This is a genomic window from Aquirufa sp. OSTEICH-129A (assembly GCF_054558355.1).
Window position 1 is genome coordinate 153,719 of sequence record NZ_JBPXKC010000005.1, and the last position, 17,560, is coordinate 171,278.

Genomic DNA, 17,560 nt, shown 5'->3' on the forward strand with positions numbered 1-17,560 from the left:
AATTTGAATGAAGTTTAAGGCTTCATGCGTTTGATTAAAAGGCAATATGCGAAATTTTTTACTCTTTTTTACCTGATTTTATCAAGAAAGGATGAATCATCACCGTCATAACCAAAAGCGATGTACCCCAGTAAAAACCTGAATGCATAATTTCTTTACTTCCAAAGATAAAAACGGCTAGTAAAATGCCATACACGGGTTCTAAGGTGATGACAAGATTGATGGAAAATACCGAAAAAACGCGGTATAATCGGATGGTTTCGGTATAGGCATATACGGTGCAAACAATGGCCAAAATACTAATCCAAAGCCAATCCATTCCTATGGGTATAAATTGTGGCAAATCACTTGAAAAACCATAAATCCATACGATTCCTGTGATGATGCCTGCAGTAATCATTTCATAAACGGTAATTAACCGAGGGTCATATTGGTGGGTATATTTTCCATTTATCACCGAAAAAAGCGCACCAAAGAAACCTGATGCAATACCCATCAAAAGTCCTAAAGCTTGAGCCTGCTCCACAGAGAAAATAATGATTAAAGCTATGATGACTAAGACACCTAGAAAAACCTCAACTCGTTTGATTTTTTCTTTTTTGGTCCAAGGCTCAAGGAGACTAGTCCAAAAGGTTTGAGTAGACAATCCGGCTAGGCACATGGCCACGGTTGACACCTTAGCCGCACCAAAAAATAAAAGCCAATGTAAAGCGATGAAAAGTCCATTTAAAATCCATTGGTACAGAATTTTCTTGGGGACCTGAAAAGCTACTTGTTGAAAACGTAGGATACCCATTAAAAAGACAGAGCTAATCACGCAACGAAAAAATACGATACTGAGGGCATTGGCTTGAGTAGCATTTCCTAAGATGGCCGTAAATGCATATAGAAGCACAATGAAGTGAATCTTCAAATAGTCAACAAATCGAGGAGCTTGTCTCATTATCTTGGAAGGGTATAATAGAGACCAACACCAATACCGCTAAAAATGATATTAGGTAACCATACGGCTAGTAGCGGAGGCATTCCACCACCTTCGGCGATACCTTTGCTCATCATGAAAAAGAGGATGTAGACAAAGGCCAAGGAGAAACCTAAAGCAATTTGAAAGCCCACTCCTCCACGAGATTTACGTGCAGAAACTAAAAACCCAATGATGGTTAAAATGATTACAGAGAAAGGGTTGGCAAAACGAAGGTATTTTTCAATCAAGAAAATTTCAATTCCATCGGCACCTCTTGAACGAACTAACTGTATATGTTTTTCTAATTCAGGTAGGGTAAAGGTTTCATGTAACAAGTGTTTATTCTGGAAATCTTTTGGAAAAAGATTAAGCGTGGTATCTATTTTTGTGCCAAATACGATACCTGTTTTACCAGCCTCCAAGGTTCTAATTCGGTAGTCATGAATGGTCCATTTTTTGCGAACAGAATCCCAGGAGATTCGGTCAGACATCAGCTTTTGTTTGATTTCATTGTCAGCGATTCTCTCTAAACTGAAGCGATAACCTGTGTTAGTGCTATTGTCGTAACTTTCAATATAGGCATAGATTTCGGGTGCAATTTTGATATGAACATCTCGCTTATCAAAGAAATAGGTATTGTTGATGTATTTATGTTCAAAAGGTACTCTGATTTTATTGGCATTGGGGACAATCCATCCAATCATAATGAAAGTGCCAATGGCAACAATGCCAGATCCAATTAAATAGGGACGCATGAGTCGTGTGAAACTCACTCCAGAGCTTAAAATAGCGATGATTTCTGTTTTAGCCGCCAGGTTAGCGGTAAAGAAAACGGTGGCAATAAAAACCATTAATGGACTGATGTAATTAGCCCAATAGGGTATAAAATTCAGGTAGTAGTCGAAAAGGATTTCATTCAATGGAGCTTGTTTACGGATAAAATCATCGATTTTTTCGGTGTAATCAATCACCATGACAATCAATACAATCAGAAAAACAGCGAAAACATAGGTTTTCAGAAATTTTTTCAGAATGTATAGATCCAGAATTTTCATTAGTTAGCCTTTGAAGAACCTGCTGCCTCAGGTTTGTATTTAACCATGGAAAACAAGTGAATGAAGATCACACGAGCCATTCGGAAATTGAACGGAACCATGAGTAAAGAAACTAATGTAATCGGAATGATATAGCCTTCGGCTGAAGGGTCGCCAAAGAAATTGTAAATAATGACACCCCCAACAATCATAATTCCCACTGTGAAAGCATAAGAAATATACATGGCTCCAAAAAAGAAACCAGGCTCTACTTCATAGCGTAAACCACAAGAAGGACAATGCTCGTGCATTTCACTGAACTTGAAAATATTCCACCATTTATGAGTAAAAATTCGGCCTTCATGACATTGAGGGCAACGCGCCTTGACAGCGGCTCCTAATTTGGATGGATTCGACATATTTTCTAGTTTAAAAAGACAAAGGTAAAGAAAATTCAAGGATTAATTTGAAAGCGGTGGGGCATCTTAGGGGAATTTGTATCTTTGTAAATAACTAAACTCTACCATATTATGTATGCTATTTTATTGAATGTACACTCGTATTTACGTTGGCTAGTTCTCATCTTAGGAATTCTAGCAATTTACCGAGGGTTTAAAGGAGCTCAATCAGGGGCACCATTTTCAGAGTCTGATAGAAAATCAGGTTTATTCTTCTTGATTTCGGTTCATACTCAATTGTTGATTGGCTTGTTATTGTATTTTGTATTTAGTCCAATTACCCAAGCGGCATTTGCTGATTTTGGAGCGGCGATGAAGGATCCTGCTATCCGATTAATTGCGGTTGAACATATCACCGTTAATATTTTGGCAGCTATTTTAGTAACAGTAGCTTATTCAAAAAACAAAAAAGCGATTGCTGATGCTCAAAAACATAAAAATGCTTGGTTGTTATTTGGTATAGCTTTGTTGTTGATTTTAAGTCGTATTCCTTGGGCTCGTTTAGCTTAGTATGAGTAATAAATGTGTTTTTTTGGATCGGGATGGTGTGTTGAATGTAGATCGAGTTGATTATGTTTACCATCTTGGTCATTTTATAATTCCTGAGGGGGTTGTGGAGGCATTGAAAGCATTGAAAGCAGCAGGCTATAAATTAATTGTGATTACCAACCAAAGTGGTATTGCCAAGGGGATATACGAACGAAAAGACGTTCAGTTAATTCATGATGCTCTTCAAGAAGCTAGTGGAGGAGCCTTGGATGATTTGTATTATTGCCCTTATCATGAATTACATGATAGTGCTTCATTAACTAGAAAACCGGGTTCTTTGTTGATAGAGAAAGCGGCGGCTAAATATGAAGTTGATATGTCTCAATCATATATGGTGGGAGATCATGAAAGGGATATTTTATCGGGCATGCGGGCCGGCCTTCAGACCATTCGCATTGCCGAGGAGGGGACCCCTACGCAGGCAACATTTTTGGTGAAAAATTTATTAGCAGCATCTAATATTATATTATCGTAGAATTATGGAAAAGATTTATTTGAGTGACGCCGGTCCGAAAGTTTCTCCAGCTATTTATGGTTTTTGGAGATGGGAAAAGGAAAGTGCCAATAGTTTAAAAGACATGGACCAAATTGTTCATTTGTGTTTGGAATTAGGCATTAACACCTTTGATCATGCTGACCGATATGGAAAGTACAGCTGTGAAAGCCTTTTTGGAAAGGTCCTTGCCAATAAATCTTTTAAACGTAGTGATATTGTTTTATTCTCTAAATGTGGCGTCAATATTCCAGATCCTTCTCGTCCTGAGATTCGTGTGAGCCATGTGGATAGCTCGGCCAAGCACATTACCTCCAGTGTTGAAAATTCTTTGAGAAATCTACAAACAGATTACCTGGATGTATTTTTATTGGATCAATTAGACCCATTGTCTGATTTAGAAAGTACGGTTTTGGCCCTAGAGAAATTAAAAAGTGCGGGTAAAGTAAAAAATATTGGTGTCTCCAATTTTTCTGTTTATCAGCATCAATTATTGGAATCGTTTTTGTCGATACCCGTTGTTTCAAACCACATAGATTTAAATTTATTGAATACTTCTGCCTTAGATAATGGAGCTTTGGATTATGTTAAGCAAAAATACATGCGTCCATTAGCCGTTTCCCCTTTGGCGGGAGGCCGCATCGAGCACGGCACAGATGAGTTGGCTTTAAAAGTCCGCAAGAAATTGGTGGAAATGGCGGAAAAATATGAGAGTAATATTGAATCCATTGCGGTTGCTTGGATTGTGAAATTAGGGGCCTTACCTCTGATTGGAACCTTAGAGGAAAAGCGCATTCGAAATATTGTGAATTCGTTTAAAGTTAAATTGGATCATCAAGATTGGTATGAATTATACCACACAACACGTCCATCTCCGATGGTTCAAGATTAAAGGATACTTTTGCAGAGATTTGTCAACTTTAGAAAGTTGACAAATCTTAAAGTTGACAAATCTCTCCCAGTCCTAAGAAGAAGCAACCTATCTTCTTTTTCGACCAATATTATTTCTACGGTCTTTGCCTCGTGGAATTACATTAGCGGGCCTACCTTCTCTTCTCCTAATTCGGTTATTACCAAATCGATCTCCCCCTGATTTCATTCCGACTAATTCAAGGTCAATCGTTCTTTTGGCCAAATTGGTATCTCGTACTTTTACTTTAACGGCATCTCCAAATGAGAAAACGCGGCCGTTGGATTTACCTACAATTCGGTAGTTTTCCTTGTCTAAATCGTAATAATCATCATTTAGGTCAACCATTCTAACTAAGCCTTCACAGGAGGTTTCCCCTATTTCTACAAAGATTCCAAACTCGGTTACTCCAGTGATGATACCATCAAAAATTTGGGGTTCATGCAAGGACATATACTCAACTTGCTTATACTTTACAGAGGCTCTTTCTGCATCGGCAGCTAGCTTTTCTCTATCTGAACAATGTTTACATTGAATTTCTAGAGGAGCCCTTTCTGGGGAGGCGCCTTTATCCAAATACAATTGAAGTAAACGATGCGTCATGACATCGGGATAGCGGCGTATGGGGCTTGTAAAGTGGGAGTAGAATGGGAATGCTAAGCCAAAGTGACCGATGGCATCGGTACTGTAGCGGGCTTTGGACATGGTTCTCACAGCCAAGCTTTGTAAAACATGTTCTTCTGCTTTCCCTTCCACATTTTCCATCAAGGCATTAAAGGATTGGGAAACTTGTTTGGGTTCCGTAGAAACTTGATAACCAAATTTCTTAGCAAAGGCAGAAAATACCCGTAATTTTTCTGGATCAGGAGCCTCGTGAACTCGGTAAACCATGGTATTTCTGGGTTCCGTTTTTTTCAATTCATGAACATACTCAGCCACTTTTTTATTGGCCATCAACATGAATTCTTCGATTAACTTATGGGCATCTTTTCTTTCTCTTGGGAAAACGGCCAAAGGTGTACCATTTTCATCCAATTCAAATTTCACCTCAACGGTTTCAAAATTGACTGAACCATGCTTAAATCGGTATTCACGTAGCTTTTTAGCAATTCGATTTAAATCCTTAATGACAGGCTCGTAAGCATCGATTTCTTCTCCCTCGTTTTCTATTAAAACTTGCGCTTCCTCATAGGCAAAGCGGCGATCCGAGTGAATGACCGTTCTACCGAACCATTCCTTGACAATGATGCCATTGGGGTCAAACTCTAAAAGCGTGGAGAAGGTTAATTTATCTTCATGAGGTCTTAAAGAACATAATCCATTGGATAGTTTTTCGGGTAACATAGGTACTACCCTGTCAACTAAATAGACGGAAGTGGCTCTTCTGAAAGCTTCTTGATCTAAAACACTTCCCGGTTTTACATAATGAGAAACATCCGCGATATGCACTCCTATTTCCGTATTTCCATTGGCTAATTTTTGGTAACTAATGGCATCATCAAAGTCTTTGGCATCTTTGGGGTCGATGGTAAAACTAAGAATCTTACGTAAATCCTTCCTTTTTTTGATTTCTTCTTTAGAAATTTCGGTGGAAATAGCTTCTGCGGCTAATTCAACCATTTCTGGGAATTCGTAGGGCAGGCCAAACTCGGCTAAAATGGAGTGCATTTCTGTCTCATTTTCCCCTGCTTTTCCTAAAATTTTAATTACTCTCCCTTCCGCTTTTTTACCCGGGGTTCCCCAACGAGTTACCTCCACAATCACTTTATCTAGGTGGTTGGCTTGCAAGGTTTCTGTTTTAGGAATGTAGATATCCTCATAGATTTTTTTAGAATCAGGAATGAGGAAAGAATAGTGAGGGGTAACCTGAATGACACCCACAATTTCAGATGATTTTCGCTCTAAAATTTCAACAACCTCACCTTCTGGGCGATCATTTTTCTTTTTTTCAGAAGGTCTTCTAGCTTGCACTCGAACTCGATCACCATCTTTGGCATTCATCAAATCAGCCGTAGCTACCCATACATCTTTGCTTCCATCATCTGGAATAACAAAGGCGAATCTGGCATTGACATGGTCTACTCGGCCTTCAATTTGAAAAGATTCATTATCGAAACGGTAATTACCATCCGATTGACGGATTAACCGGTTTTCAATGACTAGTTTTTGGACCAAATCAGCATAGAGCTCTTTGGTTTTACGGTCACGAATGGCAAAAGCCTTATGAATTTGGTTAATCGAATACGAACGGTAGTCGTTTAATTCAAAAAACTCTAGGATGTCTTTTTGTAAACTAGCCAAAAAACGTTGTTCCTTTGGGGAAGTTGGCATAAAATTGAAATTTAAAACTTACCCGAAGGTACGGGTTTTTAGTTTTAGAATGATTATCAGCTGTTTATTTCCTTTCCTTCGGAGAAATTCCCTGATTGAACAAAAGGATGTAAGCATAAAGTGGCTATTTCAAGAAAATGTTTCTTCTGAGGATTAATTCCGTAGGCTTCATTCCTTAATCCTAATTCTATTTAGTACTTTTGGGCTTGTTTTTCCCAATTATTCATGAATCGATCTAGGGTTGCTCTACTTTTGTTGCTTGTCTTTATCCTCTCAGGCCTAGTTTATTGGTTTCAGGGTACCAATAAAGCGAGTGAAGAACAAACCGCAGCTGTACAATTAGTTGATACCCCGAATTTTAGTTCGGATTCTGCTTACGCTTACATCCAACAACAAGTCAATTTTGGTCCAAGAGTTCCCGGTACCGATGCGCACCAAAAATGCCAAGAATGGATCATAGCTAAGTTGAAATCATACGGTTTACAAGTGAGTACACAAGCTTTTACAGCTACCAACTACCAAGGAAAAGTGTTAAAAGGAACCAATATTATAGCGCAGTTTCAGCCAGGGATTGGTAAGCGTATTTTATTGGCAGCACATTGGGATTCGAGAGCGGTGGCTGATAAGGATTCTGTTCGAAAGAATGAACCTATAGATGCAGCAAATGATGGTGGAAGTGGCGTGGGTGTGATGATTGAATTAGCCAGACAACTTAGTTCTGCCTCCAAAAAGCCATCTGTTGGAGTGGATTTTCTGTTTTTTGATTTAGAGGATACGGGTGAACCACATGGTGTTTCGACTAGCGTTCAAAATACTTGGGCTTTAGGTTCTCAATATTGGGCTGCGCATATTTTTCCTAATAATTACCGACCGTTTTATGGAATATTATTGGACATGGTGGGAGCTAAAGGAGCGGTATTTCCTCAGGAATATGGTTCCATGCAATATGCGCCTACCGTTGTTCGCTCCATCTGGTCAGCGGCAGCAGATTTAGGCTTTGGTCATTTATTTATACAAGAGGAGGGACCCGGAATTACGGATGACCATACGGCCGTCAATGAGGTGGCCAAAATTCAGATGATTGATATTATTGATTTGCGTCCCCAAGCTCCCGGAAGTATGGGAGATATTTTTGGACCGTATCATCATACCCATGGAGATAATATGTCCATTATAGACCCTAAAACCTTACAAGCTGTAGGGCAAACCGTATTACAAGTTTTATATCGTGAATAAATATGTCAGAACAACTAAAACGCGTTCATTTGAACGATACTCATGTGGCCTTAGGGGCAAAAATGGTTCCATTTGCAGGATTTAACATGCCTGTATTATACAGCAATTTAATTGAGGAGCATATTTGTGTGCGTCAGCAGGTGGGGGTATTTGATGTGAGTCACATGGGAGAGTTTTATTTGAAGGGAGAAAAGGCCTTGGATTTAATTCAATATGTATGTTCCAATGATGCATCTAAACTAGTAGATGGTAAAGTGCAGTATAGTTGTTTACCCAATGACCAAGGGGGGATTGTGGACGATTTGTTGGTTTATCGTATAAAGGGAAATGAATATATGTTGGTGGTCAATGCCTCCAATATTGAAAAGGATTGGAATTGGATTTCTTCTCACAACACTTTTGGAGTGGAAATGACCAACCAGAGTGATGAATATAGTTTATTTGCTGTTCAGGGGCCAAAGGCCATTCTAGCCTTACAAAAATTGACAGATGTAGATTTGTCTTCAATGCCCTATTATTCATTTAAAATAGGTCAAATGGCAGGCATTGATGACGTAATTATTTCCAATACGGGGTATACTGGTGCAGGAGGATTTGAGATTTATGTGAAAAATGAGCAGGCATTAGCGATGTGGAATGCCATATTTGAGGCGGGTGCTGATTTGGGTATAAAGCCGATTGGTTTAGGGGCAAGAGATACCTTACGTACAGAAATGGGTTATTGCTTATATGGCCATGATATCGATGACACTACTTCGCCTATTGAGGCAGGATTGGGCTGGATTACTTCATTCAATAAAGAGTTTATCGCTTCGAATATTCATGCTAAAATAAAGGTAGAAGGAGCTAAAAAGAAATTAGTGGGATTTGAGATGATTGATCGGGGAATCCCTCGTCAGCATTATCCTATTGTTAATGAGTCAGGCGATGCTATTGGTGAGGTAACATCTGGCACCCAATCACCTAATTTATCTAAGGGCATAGGTATGGGATATGTGAAAGCGGAATATGCCAAGGTGGGCACAGAAATATTTGTACAGATTCGTGATAAATCATTGAAGGCGGTTATTGTTAAAATGCCATTTATTTAGCGATAATATGAGAAAAATCGACGTTTGTTTGTCGCCAGAACTCATTCATTTGTATGATGTTCCTACTCTTGCGGTGGTGGTGGTGGATATTTTTAGGGCCACATCCTGCATGGTTACGGCCTTTGCCCATGGGGCGAAGGAGATAATTCCAGTGGAAAAAATGGACTTATGTAGCGCCTATGGCTCCAAGGGCTATTTGACTTCGGCTGAAAGAAATGGTATAACTCCAGAGGGATTTGATTTTGACAATTCACCCTTTAGCTATCAAGTAGACAAAGTGAACGGGGCTAAGATTTGTGTAACCACTACGAATGGTACCGTGGCAATTCGAAAGTCTAGAAAATCGCCATTACTTTTAGTGGGGGCTTTTTTAAATATTTCAAAAGTGGCGGAGGCATTGCAAAGTTGGGAAGGTGATGCATTAATTGTGTGTGCAGGCTGGAAAGGTAAACCTAATTTAGAGGATACTTTATTTGCAGGTGCTTTGATTGATTTATTACAAGGGACCTATCGAGTGGCAGATGATGCCGCCATGATGGCTTTAGGGACCTACCGGGAGGCTTCATCTAACTTATTCCAAGCTGTAAAAGGATCCTCTCATGTGAATCGATTACTAGGTTTGGGTATTGAAAAGGATATTAATTTTTGTTTGGAGCGGGATGTATACCCAGTTTTACCACGATTAAAAGGGAATAAGCTGGTATTGAAGTATTAGCGACAATTTGGTCTAATTTATTTGACCTACATAATAAAAAGGTGATGAAGTTATACAGTACACAACATCAAAGTCCAGATGTTTCTTTAGAAGAAGCCATATTTAGGGGTTTGCCGCCTGATAATGGATTATATATGCCATTGACGATTGAGAAAATGGATGCTTCATTTTTTGAAACGATTCAAGAACGAAATTTTCAAGAAATAGCAGAGGCAGTATGCCAACATTTATTGGGAGATGATTTAAGCCAAGAGGAAATACATGGAATTATTCAACAGTCTATGACTTTTGATGCCCCTATATTTGGCCTAGAAAAAGATGTAGAAGTTTTGGAATTATTCCATGGACCATCTATGGCATTCAAGGATTTTGGCGCACGTTTTATGGCGGCCATAATGTCCCATTATTTACTGAAATCTAAAAGAGAGATTCGAATTTTAGTGGCTACTTCAGGGGATACGGGAGGAGCGGTAGCCCAAGGATTTTTTAATACTCCAGGTATATCAGTAACCATTTTATATCCCAAAGGAAAGGTGTCCGATATTCAAGAAAAGCAATTGACGACATTAGGAGGAAACGTGCAAGCATTAGAAGTTGATGGAACTTTTGATGACTGCCAAAGTTTGGTAAAACAAGCTTTTTTAGATGAGGAATTGAGAGAAAAGTTTAATCTAGCATCAGCCAATTCCATTAATATTTCACGATTGATTCCTCAATCCTTTTATTATTTTGCTGCCTACGCCGAAGCAAAACGAAAGGGTTTGAAACTACCGATTGTTTTCAGTGTACCCAGTGGAAATTTTGGAAATTTGAGTGCGGGTTTAATTGCTTACCAACTAGGTTTACCTGTTAAAGCATTTGTGGCAGCTTGCAATGAGAATAAGGTTGTTCCTGAATATTTACAATCAGGAGAATACCATGCCAAACCAAGTGTTGAGACTCTTTCTAATGCGATGGATGTAGGCAATCCCTCAAATTTTATCAGGATGAAATTGTTGGCAGGAGAAAAGTGGGAATCAGTAAGAAAATTGGTGAAAGGGTATTTTACTAACGACCTAGAAACCAAAGCCAGGATGAAAGAGGTGTACGACCGTACGGGATATGTTATGTGTCCACATACGGCGGTGGCTTATGATGGTTTACAACAATTCAAAAAAGAAAATCCAGGCGAGTTCACAGGAATTATATTGTCTACGGCCCATTATGCTAAATTCCTACCAACGGTTGAAACTACTTTAAATCGACAAGTAGCTATTCCTGAACGTTTATCTTCGCTGTTAAGTAAAGAAAAAGTGGCTCAATCACTTGGCACAGATTACGCTAGTTTTAAGCAATATTTGTTGGGAAAATAAGAATTTTAAAACAACGTTGGCAAGGTTCAAAACCTTGACAACGTTGTTCGAACGAATTTAAATATTGGCTTATTGTCCAATTTGTTGGACAATAAATCGGATTAAATATAGGCTACAATAGCGCCTTAAACTTATCAAATTCTTGATAAGCAATAACTCCAATAAGGATGATTAACAGGGGACCTGCGCCCAAACCTCCTAGAACTAATAATTCTAATAACAAGATATTGACTGCTATTGGACTCAGAATTAGTAAGGAAAGAGCTCTTTTGGAAGGAATCAGTAATAATACGGCACCAACAATCTCTAAAATCTTTACCACTTTCATGAATCCCGTTGGAACCATCAGGTTAAAAAACACAGCTTGATTTCCTGACATAGTAGGAGTGGGAACAAATTCAAAGAAAAAATTTAAGCCTCCAAATAAAAATAAAAAGGCCAATGCGAATGTTGGAATCAGTTTTACGGATTTCATAATATTTTAGGATTTTGATTAAGTTAAAAGGGTGTGTTCGGCAACGTTGGCAAGGTTTTAAACCTTGACAACGTTAAGGGGAAATTAGGTATTTTTTTATGATTACCCAATCAATTTATTGATAAAACTATCAGAAAATCAACTACTTAATAGAAGGAATAAATTCACCTTTATGTAGCATATCAACCATCATAAGGTGGAGCTCATATTTTTTGACATTCTCCTTACTGAATCCAAGTCCCTGTTTTTGATGAATAAATAATTGATAATCTTGAAGTAGAAATTCTTTCCGATTTTTTATTGCTGGGTAATAGGTAATAATAGAACTAAGCCAAAAAATTACAGCAATAGGAAGTATCCATTTGGTCGTAAATATAGAGGTTACCAGGTGGGTTGAAACTACATAGACCAATAACATGGCCAAGGTGGCAATTATTTTATAATTCCCAATTAAGAAAACAAATGGACCATATTTTGACCTTAATATCGCCAATAATACACCGTTTAATAGACAAAAAGTTAGACATCCGGCAAGAAAAAGTTGACTTGAACTAGCCATTTCATGGGAGGTCCATCGTTTTAATAAGCTAGGAAATGTTTTTTGTTCTTTGACAAAAACCCATTGACGAAAGCCTAAAATGATAAGGATGAATAAGAGTAATCCCATCGTAAAACTAAAGACTAATCTAATTGAAGAATCTTGTTCATTAAAATAATCAGTCGATCCACCTAAAAACACAAAAAAGCCTTGAATACTCTGCCAGGGGTGTTCTAATAAATATAATAAACCATTTTGATTTGCCCCCATACTAGGATAATTCCAGAAAAATAGTGTCAGAAAAATGACAAATACTCCTACCCATATGGCTAATTTTTTTAATTCAAATGCGGTTAACAAAATCATTCCACCGGAGGCGATAAATAATAAACCGTCTGAATTAGACATGCAGGCTAGCATGGTACATATGATGCCCGTTAAAAACAATTTATTACTCCTCTTGCTTAAACAAAACATGGCCAAAAAGCCAAAACCAATAACAAGGTTTCGTTGAATGGAAACGATGAACCAAAACGTATTTAAGTGGTATTGAAAGTTTAAATACAAGAATGGTATGGGTAGAAAATACCACCAGCGATCCTTAGCCGGTAAATTAAACCAAAGCAAAATGAATATGATGATGAGGTATAGGTGGGAGGTTAATAATAAGGCCTTTAGGTCTAGTTGGTTAAATACCAAATAGTGAACCATCACCCATAATCTTAGGGTAACGATTCGGTGCTCATTATTAGGAAACCAAATCATTTTTAAGCGATCATACCAATCGGGATGTGCAAACCAGGCACGAATGGTCATGGGTGCTTCAAAATCATCTAACCAAGGTATATTGATGGAAAAGCTGAATAGGGACCAAGAGAAAAATACAATGGGAATTAATCCAATAAAAAAAGAAATAAGTTTTAAACGTGGTAAGTAAGGCATTTATGGAGGAGTGGTCCTTAATTAGTAATTGTTAGTGGAGTTAAATACTGATATGTTGCTCGTTGATTTTGTGGTAAATTAAGTAAATATACTTGAAAGTGCTTTAATGGCAAAGTATTGTAAATCAATATATTACTGTATTTTGTTCGCTCATTCAGGTCATTGGTTAAAGGGCCAATATAAAAGCTATTTTTTTGCCCTTCTTCTGATTTTAAAACAATGAACCTTTGATCCCAAGGCTTATTTTTTTCTGGTAATTGATTCCATGACAAAGATAATCGGCCTTGTTGAAAACGATAGGTATTGGGGGTGATTCCTCCCGATTTTTGTGAAACAAATTTTGGGAATGATGGGGGAATTTCCGCTTTATCAAATTCGAAAAAAGATTCGTTTAATAATTGAAGTGTTTGGGGTGGACAAGGGTAAGCTGAAGAGCTTTGAAAAAAATAAGCCCCCATTACATCCGCTTTCCATCTGAGATTCATTTCATGTAAAGGTCTTCTGGCAATAAAATAAGAAGCGACCATCCATGCTCCTGATAATAATAAGGCCCATGGAAGTCGAAGTGCATCCTGTCTCTGAAGTATCAAACTAGCATAAATGGCCATTAACATGATATTCCCATATAATAAGAAGCGGTCAGATAAGGTGATCAGCTCTAAATCACCCATTCCTGCTCGTCCATAGCAAATTAGAAATCCGGTGGCCAAAATCTGCAAAAATAGTATGGATGGGAACGATAATTGGATTCGGAATGAACCCAATATTTTCCAAGTAAAAAAGAGCAATACCAAAAGACCAGCCAATATATTGATCCAAATTCGAAATGAATCTGAAACAGGCAATACCCAATTACCTAAAAAGATAAATAGCCCTTTAAAGAGTATCCATGAAAAGTGAGCACCTGCTGAAGAGTTTCCAACATAATCATGAAAATAAAGGTAAATAACCCCAAGGGCTAAGAGGCTAAAAGAAAGGCTAAATCGAGACTTTTTTGTCCATAATACATATGCAACTATCGGTAAAAAAGCGATGCCTTCTGTGGAAACGAATGGGTAACAAAGCGCTAAAACGATTGTCCACCAAGCATTTTCCGCATAAAATAAGCCATAAGCTATCCATACTAAAAACAGAAGAGAAGCGGTATGCTGCAAAACGCCTATTAAATTGAAGTTATCTAAATTGCCAAAAGGGGAAAATAGTAGGCAGGCAATTCCAAACAAATGCCAAGGAGAGCGTTTGATTTTACGAATAAAAAGGTGAAAAGGAATTAAAACCAAGATCATCTGAACATTGGCTATCAGAATGCCTGTTTTGAAATTGACTTGTCCCCAAACAGCATATTGCATTAATACCCAAATTCTGGAGTAGGCAATGCGATGTATGTCATTATGAAAGTGAAATATGTAGGCGATATTTTCCTGAATACTATGGTTTTTCACGTAGTGAATGAGCTCTAAAAAAGCATAATCATCGCCCCAATTGGGGAAATTCAGGGTATATATTTGAAGTCGATAAAAGTGAAAAAACAAAATCCCGCCTATCGCCACAAACCAGGCCAATTTTTCCGATAATCGCATGGATGTGGGAAGGATAGTCAGCATTATTTTTTCAAATAATCGTTTCTTGAAAGGTATTTTTCAATGAGAATGTACAATAGAATGAACAGGTAGCGGCTACCCATTTCTTTAATTTTTAGATTGGATTGACCAGCTTTTCTATTACGCCAAGAATTGGGTAAAACATCGTAAGAATATCCTCGAATAATGGCTTTTAGTGGCAACTCAATAGTAAGATTAAAATGAGCGGATAAAAATGGCTTTAGTCCTTCAATGGTGTTTTTTCGATACATTTTGAAGGCATTGGTTGAATCATTGTAAGGAATGCCTACCAATATTCGAATCAAGGTATTTGCCAGTCGGTTGATGATGTATTTATGCTTGGGGTAATCATATGTTGATCCTCCTTTGATAAATCTGGAACCAAATACACAGTCTAAATTCTTTTCGACCATTAGTCGGTAAAAAGCAATGAGATCTTGGGGGTCATCAGACAAGTCAGCCATCATCACTGCTACAATATCTCCTTTGAAGCGCTCTAAACCATAACGTATGGCATACCCAAATCCATTCGGCCCAGGATTGGTATAAATGGTTAAACTTGGAATACTTTTTTTTAAGTCTTCCAAAATGGACAGGGTTTGATCTTTGGAATTATCATTTACTACCACAATTTCATGATCAATTTCAGCTTGCTGAAGTGCCTCATATAAAGACTCCAATGTTTCAACAATGGAGCCTTCCTCATTATAAGCGGGTATGACAATACTCAGCTGTGACATGCCTCTTAGGATAAAATGGGTTGAAGAAATGCTTGATCTTGATTAAACCAAACTTGTACCTCTTCCAACAATGTAGAGACACTAATTTCAGGTTTCCAGCCGCTGAATGCTGTAATTTGACTATTATCTGTGATGTAAATAGGAAGATCACCGGGGCGATTTTCTTTCGAAGAATTGATTGGAATGGTATTTCCTGTGATCTGAACACATAGGTCCGTTAATTCAGCTAAAGAAACACTATTTTCAAGGCCTCCTCCTACATTGAATATTTGACCGTGATGTAAATTTAGGTGCTGTATTTGCCAAAGTACCAGTCGGAATAAATCTTTAACATGAAGTACATCACGTATTTGTTGACCATTTCCTCCAAAACCAATATAAGAGAGCGATTTATTCCAAAAGTGTTTAGCCATCCAAAGAACAATTACCCCTTGGTCAATTTTACCCATTTGATAGGGACCACTTAATACGCCACATCGATTTATGACCGTAGGTATTCCAAAATTATGGGCGAATTCTTGAATGATATACTCAGAAGAAAGTTTGGTAGCTCCATACAATGAACGTAAGCCTGCCAAAGGGAAATTTTCAGCAATTCCTTTTTCACTTATACCTTCATAGGCCTGTTCCTTGCTTAAAACAAAACGTTTTGCCTCGGTTTGGTAGTGGATGTTGGATAGACTATTGTAAGGATATACCCGACTTGTGGAAAGAAATATGAAGGCTGCTTGATGCTTTTTAGCAAAATATAGGGTATTGATGGTCCCGTTTAAATTGGTATCAATTAAGTATTCTAATTCACCAGCTTGACTACCTGCTAACACTGATGGTTCAGCTGCTGCATCTATGACAACATCTACTGCTGGGATTCGATCGAAATCCGTTTTAATTCGGACATCGCCGTGAACGAATTTTACACCCAAAGGGAGGATTTTATTGAGGTTTAATTCTGATCCTCTTCGGGATAAATTATCTAAGCAATATACTTCACAATCAACAAGATGCTGTTTGAAAAGAGCCGCTAAATTTGAGCCGACAAAACCACAACCTCCTGTGATGAGTATTTTCATTTTGCCTTGGCTTCCATGTAACGGTTGTAAATATCTTGGAATACATCTTCCAAGGATTTAGTAATATCCCAATTTGGATAGTGAGCCTTCATTTTACGAAGGTCTGAATAATAACAAATATGATCTCCAATTCGATTAGTCTCATCATATTTATACTTCATCGGAATACCACTAATCTTAGAAATGATTTGGAAAGCTTCTAAAATAGAAACTGAATTCGCTTTGCCTCCACCTATATTGTATACTTCTGCTACTCGAGGGGCATTGATGAATTCTTCGATGAAACGAGCTACATCATAGGAGTGAATGTTATCTCTTACTTGTTTTCCTTTATAACCGAATACCGTGTATTCTTTTTGTTCCAAATTACATTTAATCAAGTAACTTAAAAATCCATGTAATTCAACACCAGCGTGGTTGGGTCCAGTTAAACAACCTCCTCTTAAACAAGCGGTTGGCATGTTAAAATAGCGGCCATATTCTTGAACTGAAATGTCTGCAGAAACCTTGGAAGCTCCAAAAAGGGAGTGCTTTGATTGATCAATGCTAAAGCTTTCCGAAATACCATGTTCATAAGCAGCATCATCATAGTCAAAGCGGGTTTCCAATTCTTTCATGGGGATGAAATTAGGAGCATCGCCATACACTTTGTTTGTTGATAAGTGAACAAAGGGAACAGAAGTACTGTATCTACGTAGGGATTCTAACAAGTTAAATGTACCTACCGCATTGGTATCAAAATCTTCAAAAGGAATGGATGCAGCCCGGTCATGACTTGGTTGTGCGGCAGTATGTACAATCGCGTCTGGACTGATTTTTGGAATTAAATCCAAGACAGCTTGACGGTCGCGTATATCGATGGTATGATGTTGATAGGATTCGCCAAATTTTGCTAATCGATCTTGATTGGTCGAATTATCACCCTGAGAACCAAAAAATACGGCTCTTTGGTTATTGTCTATTCCGTGCACTTCCCAGCCCTTTTCTAAGAAATATTCGCTCACTTCTGAACCAATTAGTCCCAAAGAACCAGTAACCATTAATTTTTTTGACATGTAGCT

At 38.0% G+C, this 17,560-nt stretch carries 17 protein-coding genes; 7 read left to right on the forward strand and 10 right to left on the reverse strand.

The window, feature by feature from the left end; all coding sequences use genetic code 11:
* Window positions 1–58 precede the first annotated feature (58 nt).
* From SKC36_RS10605 to SKC36_RS10615, 3 genes are read right to left on the reverse strand one after another with little or no spacing between them, the layout of a single operon-like run.
* Entirely contained in the window at window positions 59–943 is an 885-nt protein-coding gene (locus SKC36_RS10605; protein WP_459465854.1) for a DMT family transporter, read from the reverse strand.
* Complete coding sequence (locus SKC36_RS10610; RefSeq protein ID WP_459454549.1) at window positions 943–2,019, reverse strand: LptF/LptG family permease; 1,077 nt, start codon at window positions 2,017–2,019, stop codon at window positions 943–945. Before SKC36_RS10610 ends, SKC36_RS10605 begins: the two co-directional genes overlap by 1 nt.
* Complete coding sequence (locus SKC36_RS10615; protein WP_459454550.1) at window positions 2,019–2,417, reverse strand: DUF983 domain-containing protein; 399 nt, start codon at window positions 2,415–2,417, stop codon at window positions 2,019–2,021. Before SKC36_RS10615 ends, SKC36_RS10610 begins: the two co-directional genes overlap by 1 nt.
* A gap of 111 nt (window positions 2,418–2,528) precedes the next feature.
* Between SKC36_RS10615 and SKC36_RS10620 the strand changes: the two genes are divergently transcribed.
* Genes SKC36_RS10620 through SKC36_RS10630 form a run of 3 tightly spaced genes read left to right on the forward strand, consistent with a single transcriptional unit; the run spans window position 2,529 to window position 4,390 of the window.
* On the forward strand, window positions 2,529–2,966 hold the full coding sequence (locus SKC36_RS10620; protein WP_459454551.1) for a hypothetical protein: 438 nt from the start codon (window positions 2,529–2,531) through the stop codon (window positions 2,964–2,966).
* Between the two features lies 1 nt (window position 2,967).
* Complete coding sequence (locus SKC36_RS10625; protein ID WP_459465855.1) at window positions 2,968–3,480, forward strand: D-glycero-alpha-D-manno-heptose-1,7-bisphosphate 7-phosphatase; 513 nt, start codon at window positions 2,968–2,970, stop codon at window positions 3,478–3,480.
* Between the two features lie 4 nt (window positions 3,481–3,484).
* Window positions 3,485–4,390: an aldo/keto reductase gene (locus SKC36_RS10630; protein WP_459454553.1), complete on the forward strand. Its 906-nt coding sequence runs from the start codon at window positions 3,485–3,487 to the stop codon at window positions 4,388–4,390.
* 87 nt (window positions 4,391–4,477) lie between these two features.
* Here the strand turns inward: SKC36_RS10630 and rnr are convergent, their stop codons facing one another.
* A complete protein-coding gene (gene rnr, locus SKC36_RS10635; RefSeq protein ID WP_459454554.1) occupies window positions 4,478–6,739 on the reverse strand; it encodes a ribonuclease R in 2,262 nt (753 codons plus the stop codon).
* 225 nt (window positions 6,740–6,964) lie between these two features.
* On the opposite strand from rnr, the gene SKC36_RS10640 reads away from it, so the two are divergent.
* The 4 genes from SKC36_RS10640 to thrC are packed head-to-tail and all read left to right on the forward strand — an operon-like array spanning window position 6,965 to window position 11,133.
* Window positions 6,965–7,975: a M28 family peptidase gene (locus tag SKC36_RS10640; RefSeq protein WP_459465856.1), complete on the forward strand. Its 1,011-nt coding sequence runs from the start codon at window positions 6,965–6,967 to the stop codon at window positions 7,973–7,975.
* A 2-nt stretch (window positions 7,976–7,977) separates the two neighbouring features.
* The gene (gene gcvT / locus SKC36_RS10645; protein ID WP_459465858.1) at window positions 7,978–9,066 is read left to right on the forward strand and encodes a glycine cleavage system aminomethyltransferase GcvT; all 1,089 of its coding nucleotides are present in this window, start codon (window positions 7,978–7,980) and stop codon (window positions 9,064–9,066) included.
* A gap of 7 nt (window positions 9,067–9,073) precedes the next feature.
* Window positions 9,074–9,781, forward strand: coding sequence for a 2-phosphosulfolactate phosphatase (locus SKC36_RS10650; RefSeq protein ID WP_459465859.1), 708 nt, complete (start codon window positions 9,074–9,076; stop codon window positions 9,779–9,781).
* 44 nt (window positions 9,782–9,825) lie between these two features.
* Window positions 9,826–11,133 (forward strand): threonine synthase, encoded by a 1,308-nt coding sequence (gene thrC / locus SKC36_RS10655; RefSeq protein WP_459465860.1) that lies wholly within the window; start codon window positions 9,826–9,828, stop codon window positions 11,131–11,133.
* A 112-nt stretch (window positions 11,134–11,245) separates the two neighbouring features.
* On the opposite strand, the gene SKC36_RS10660 is transcribed toward thrC, so the two are convergent.
* The 6 genes from SKC36_RS10660 to SKC36_RS10685 all read right to left on the reverse strand — a co-directional run bounded on the left by SKC36_RS10660 (window position 11,246) and on the right by SKC36_RS10685 (window position 17,554).
* A complete protein-coding gene (locus SKC36_RS10660) occupies window positions 11,246–11,608 on the reverse strand; it encodes a hypothetical protein (RefSeq protein WP_459454559.1) in 363 nt (120 codons plus the stop codon).
* A 142-nt stretch (window positions 11,609–11,750) separates the two neighbouring features.
* Window positions 11,751–13,088 (reverse strand): hypothetical protein, encoded by a 1,338-nt coding sequence (locus tag SKC36_RS10665; RefSeq protein ID WP_459454560.1) that lies wholly within the window; start codon window positions 13,086–13,088, stop codon window positions 11,751–11,753.
* 17 nt (window positions 13,089–13,105) lie between these two features.
* On the reverse strand, window positions 13,106–14,692 hold the full coding sequence (locus tag SKC36_RS10670) for a hypothetical protein (RefSeq protein ID WP_459465861.1): 1,587 nt from the start codon (window positions 14,690–14,692) through the stop codon (window positions 13,106–13,108).
* Window positions 14,692–15,429 carry a glycosyltransferase family 2 protein gene (locus SKC36_RS10675; RefSeq protein ID WP_459465863.1) on the reverse strand — a complete coding sequence of 246 codons (738 nt, stop codon included), beginning with the start codon at window positions 15,427–15,429 and terminating at the stop codon, window positions 14,692–14,694. Before SKC36_RS10675 ends, SKC36_RS10670 begins: the two co-directional genes overlap by 1 nt.
* 5 nt (window positions 15,430–15,434) lie before the next feature.
* Entirely contained in the window at window positions 15,435–16,499 is a 1,065-nt protein-coding gene (locus SKC36_RS10680; RefSeq protein WP_459465864.1) for an NAD-dependent epimerase/dehydratase family protein, read from the reverse strand.
* A complete protein-coding gene (locus SKC36_RS10685) occupies window positions 16,496–17,554 on the reverse strand; it encodes an NAD-dependent epimerase/dehydratase family protein (protein WP_459454564.1) in 1,059 nt (352 codons plus the stop codon). Before SKC36_RS10685 ends, SKC36_RS10680 begins: the two co-directional genes overlap by 4 nt.
* Window positions 17,555–17,560 lie beyond the last annotated feature (6 nt).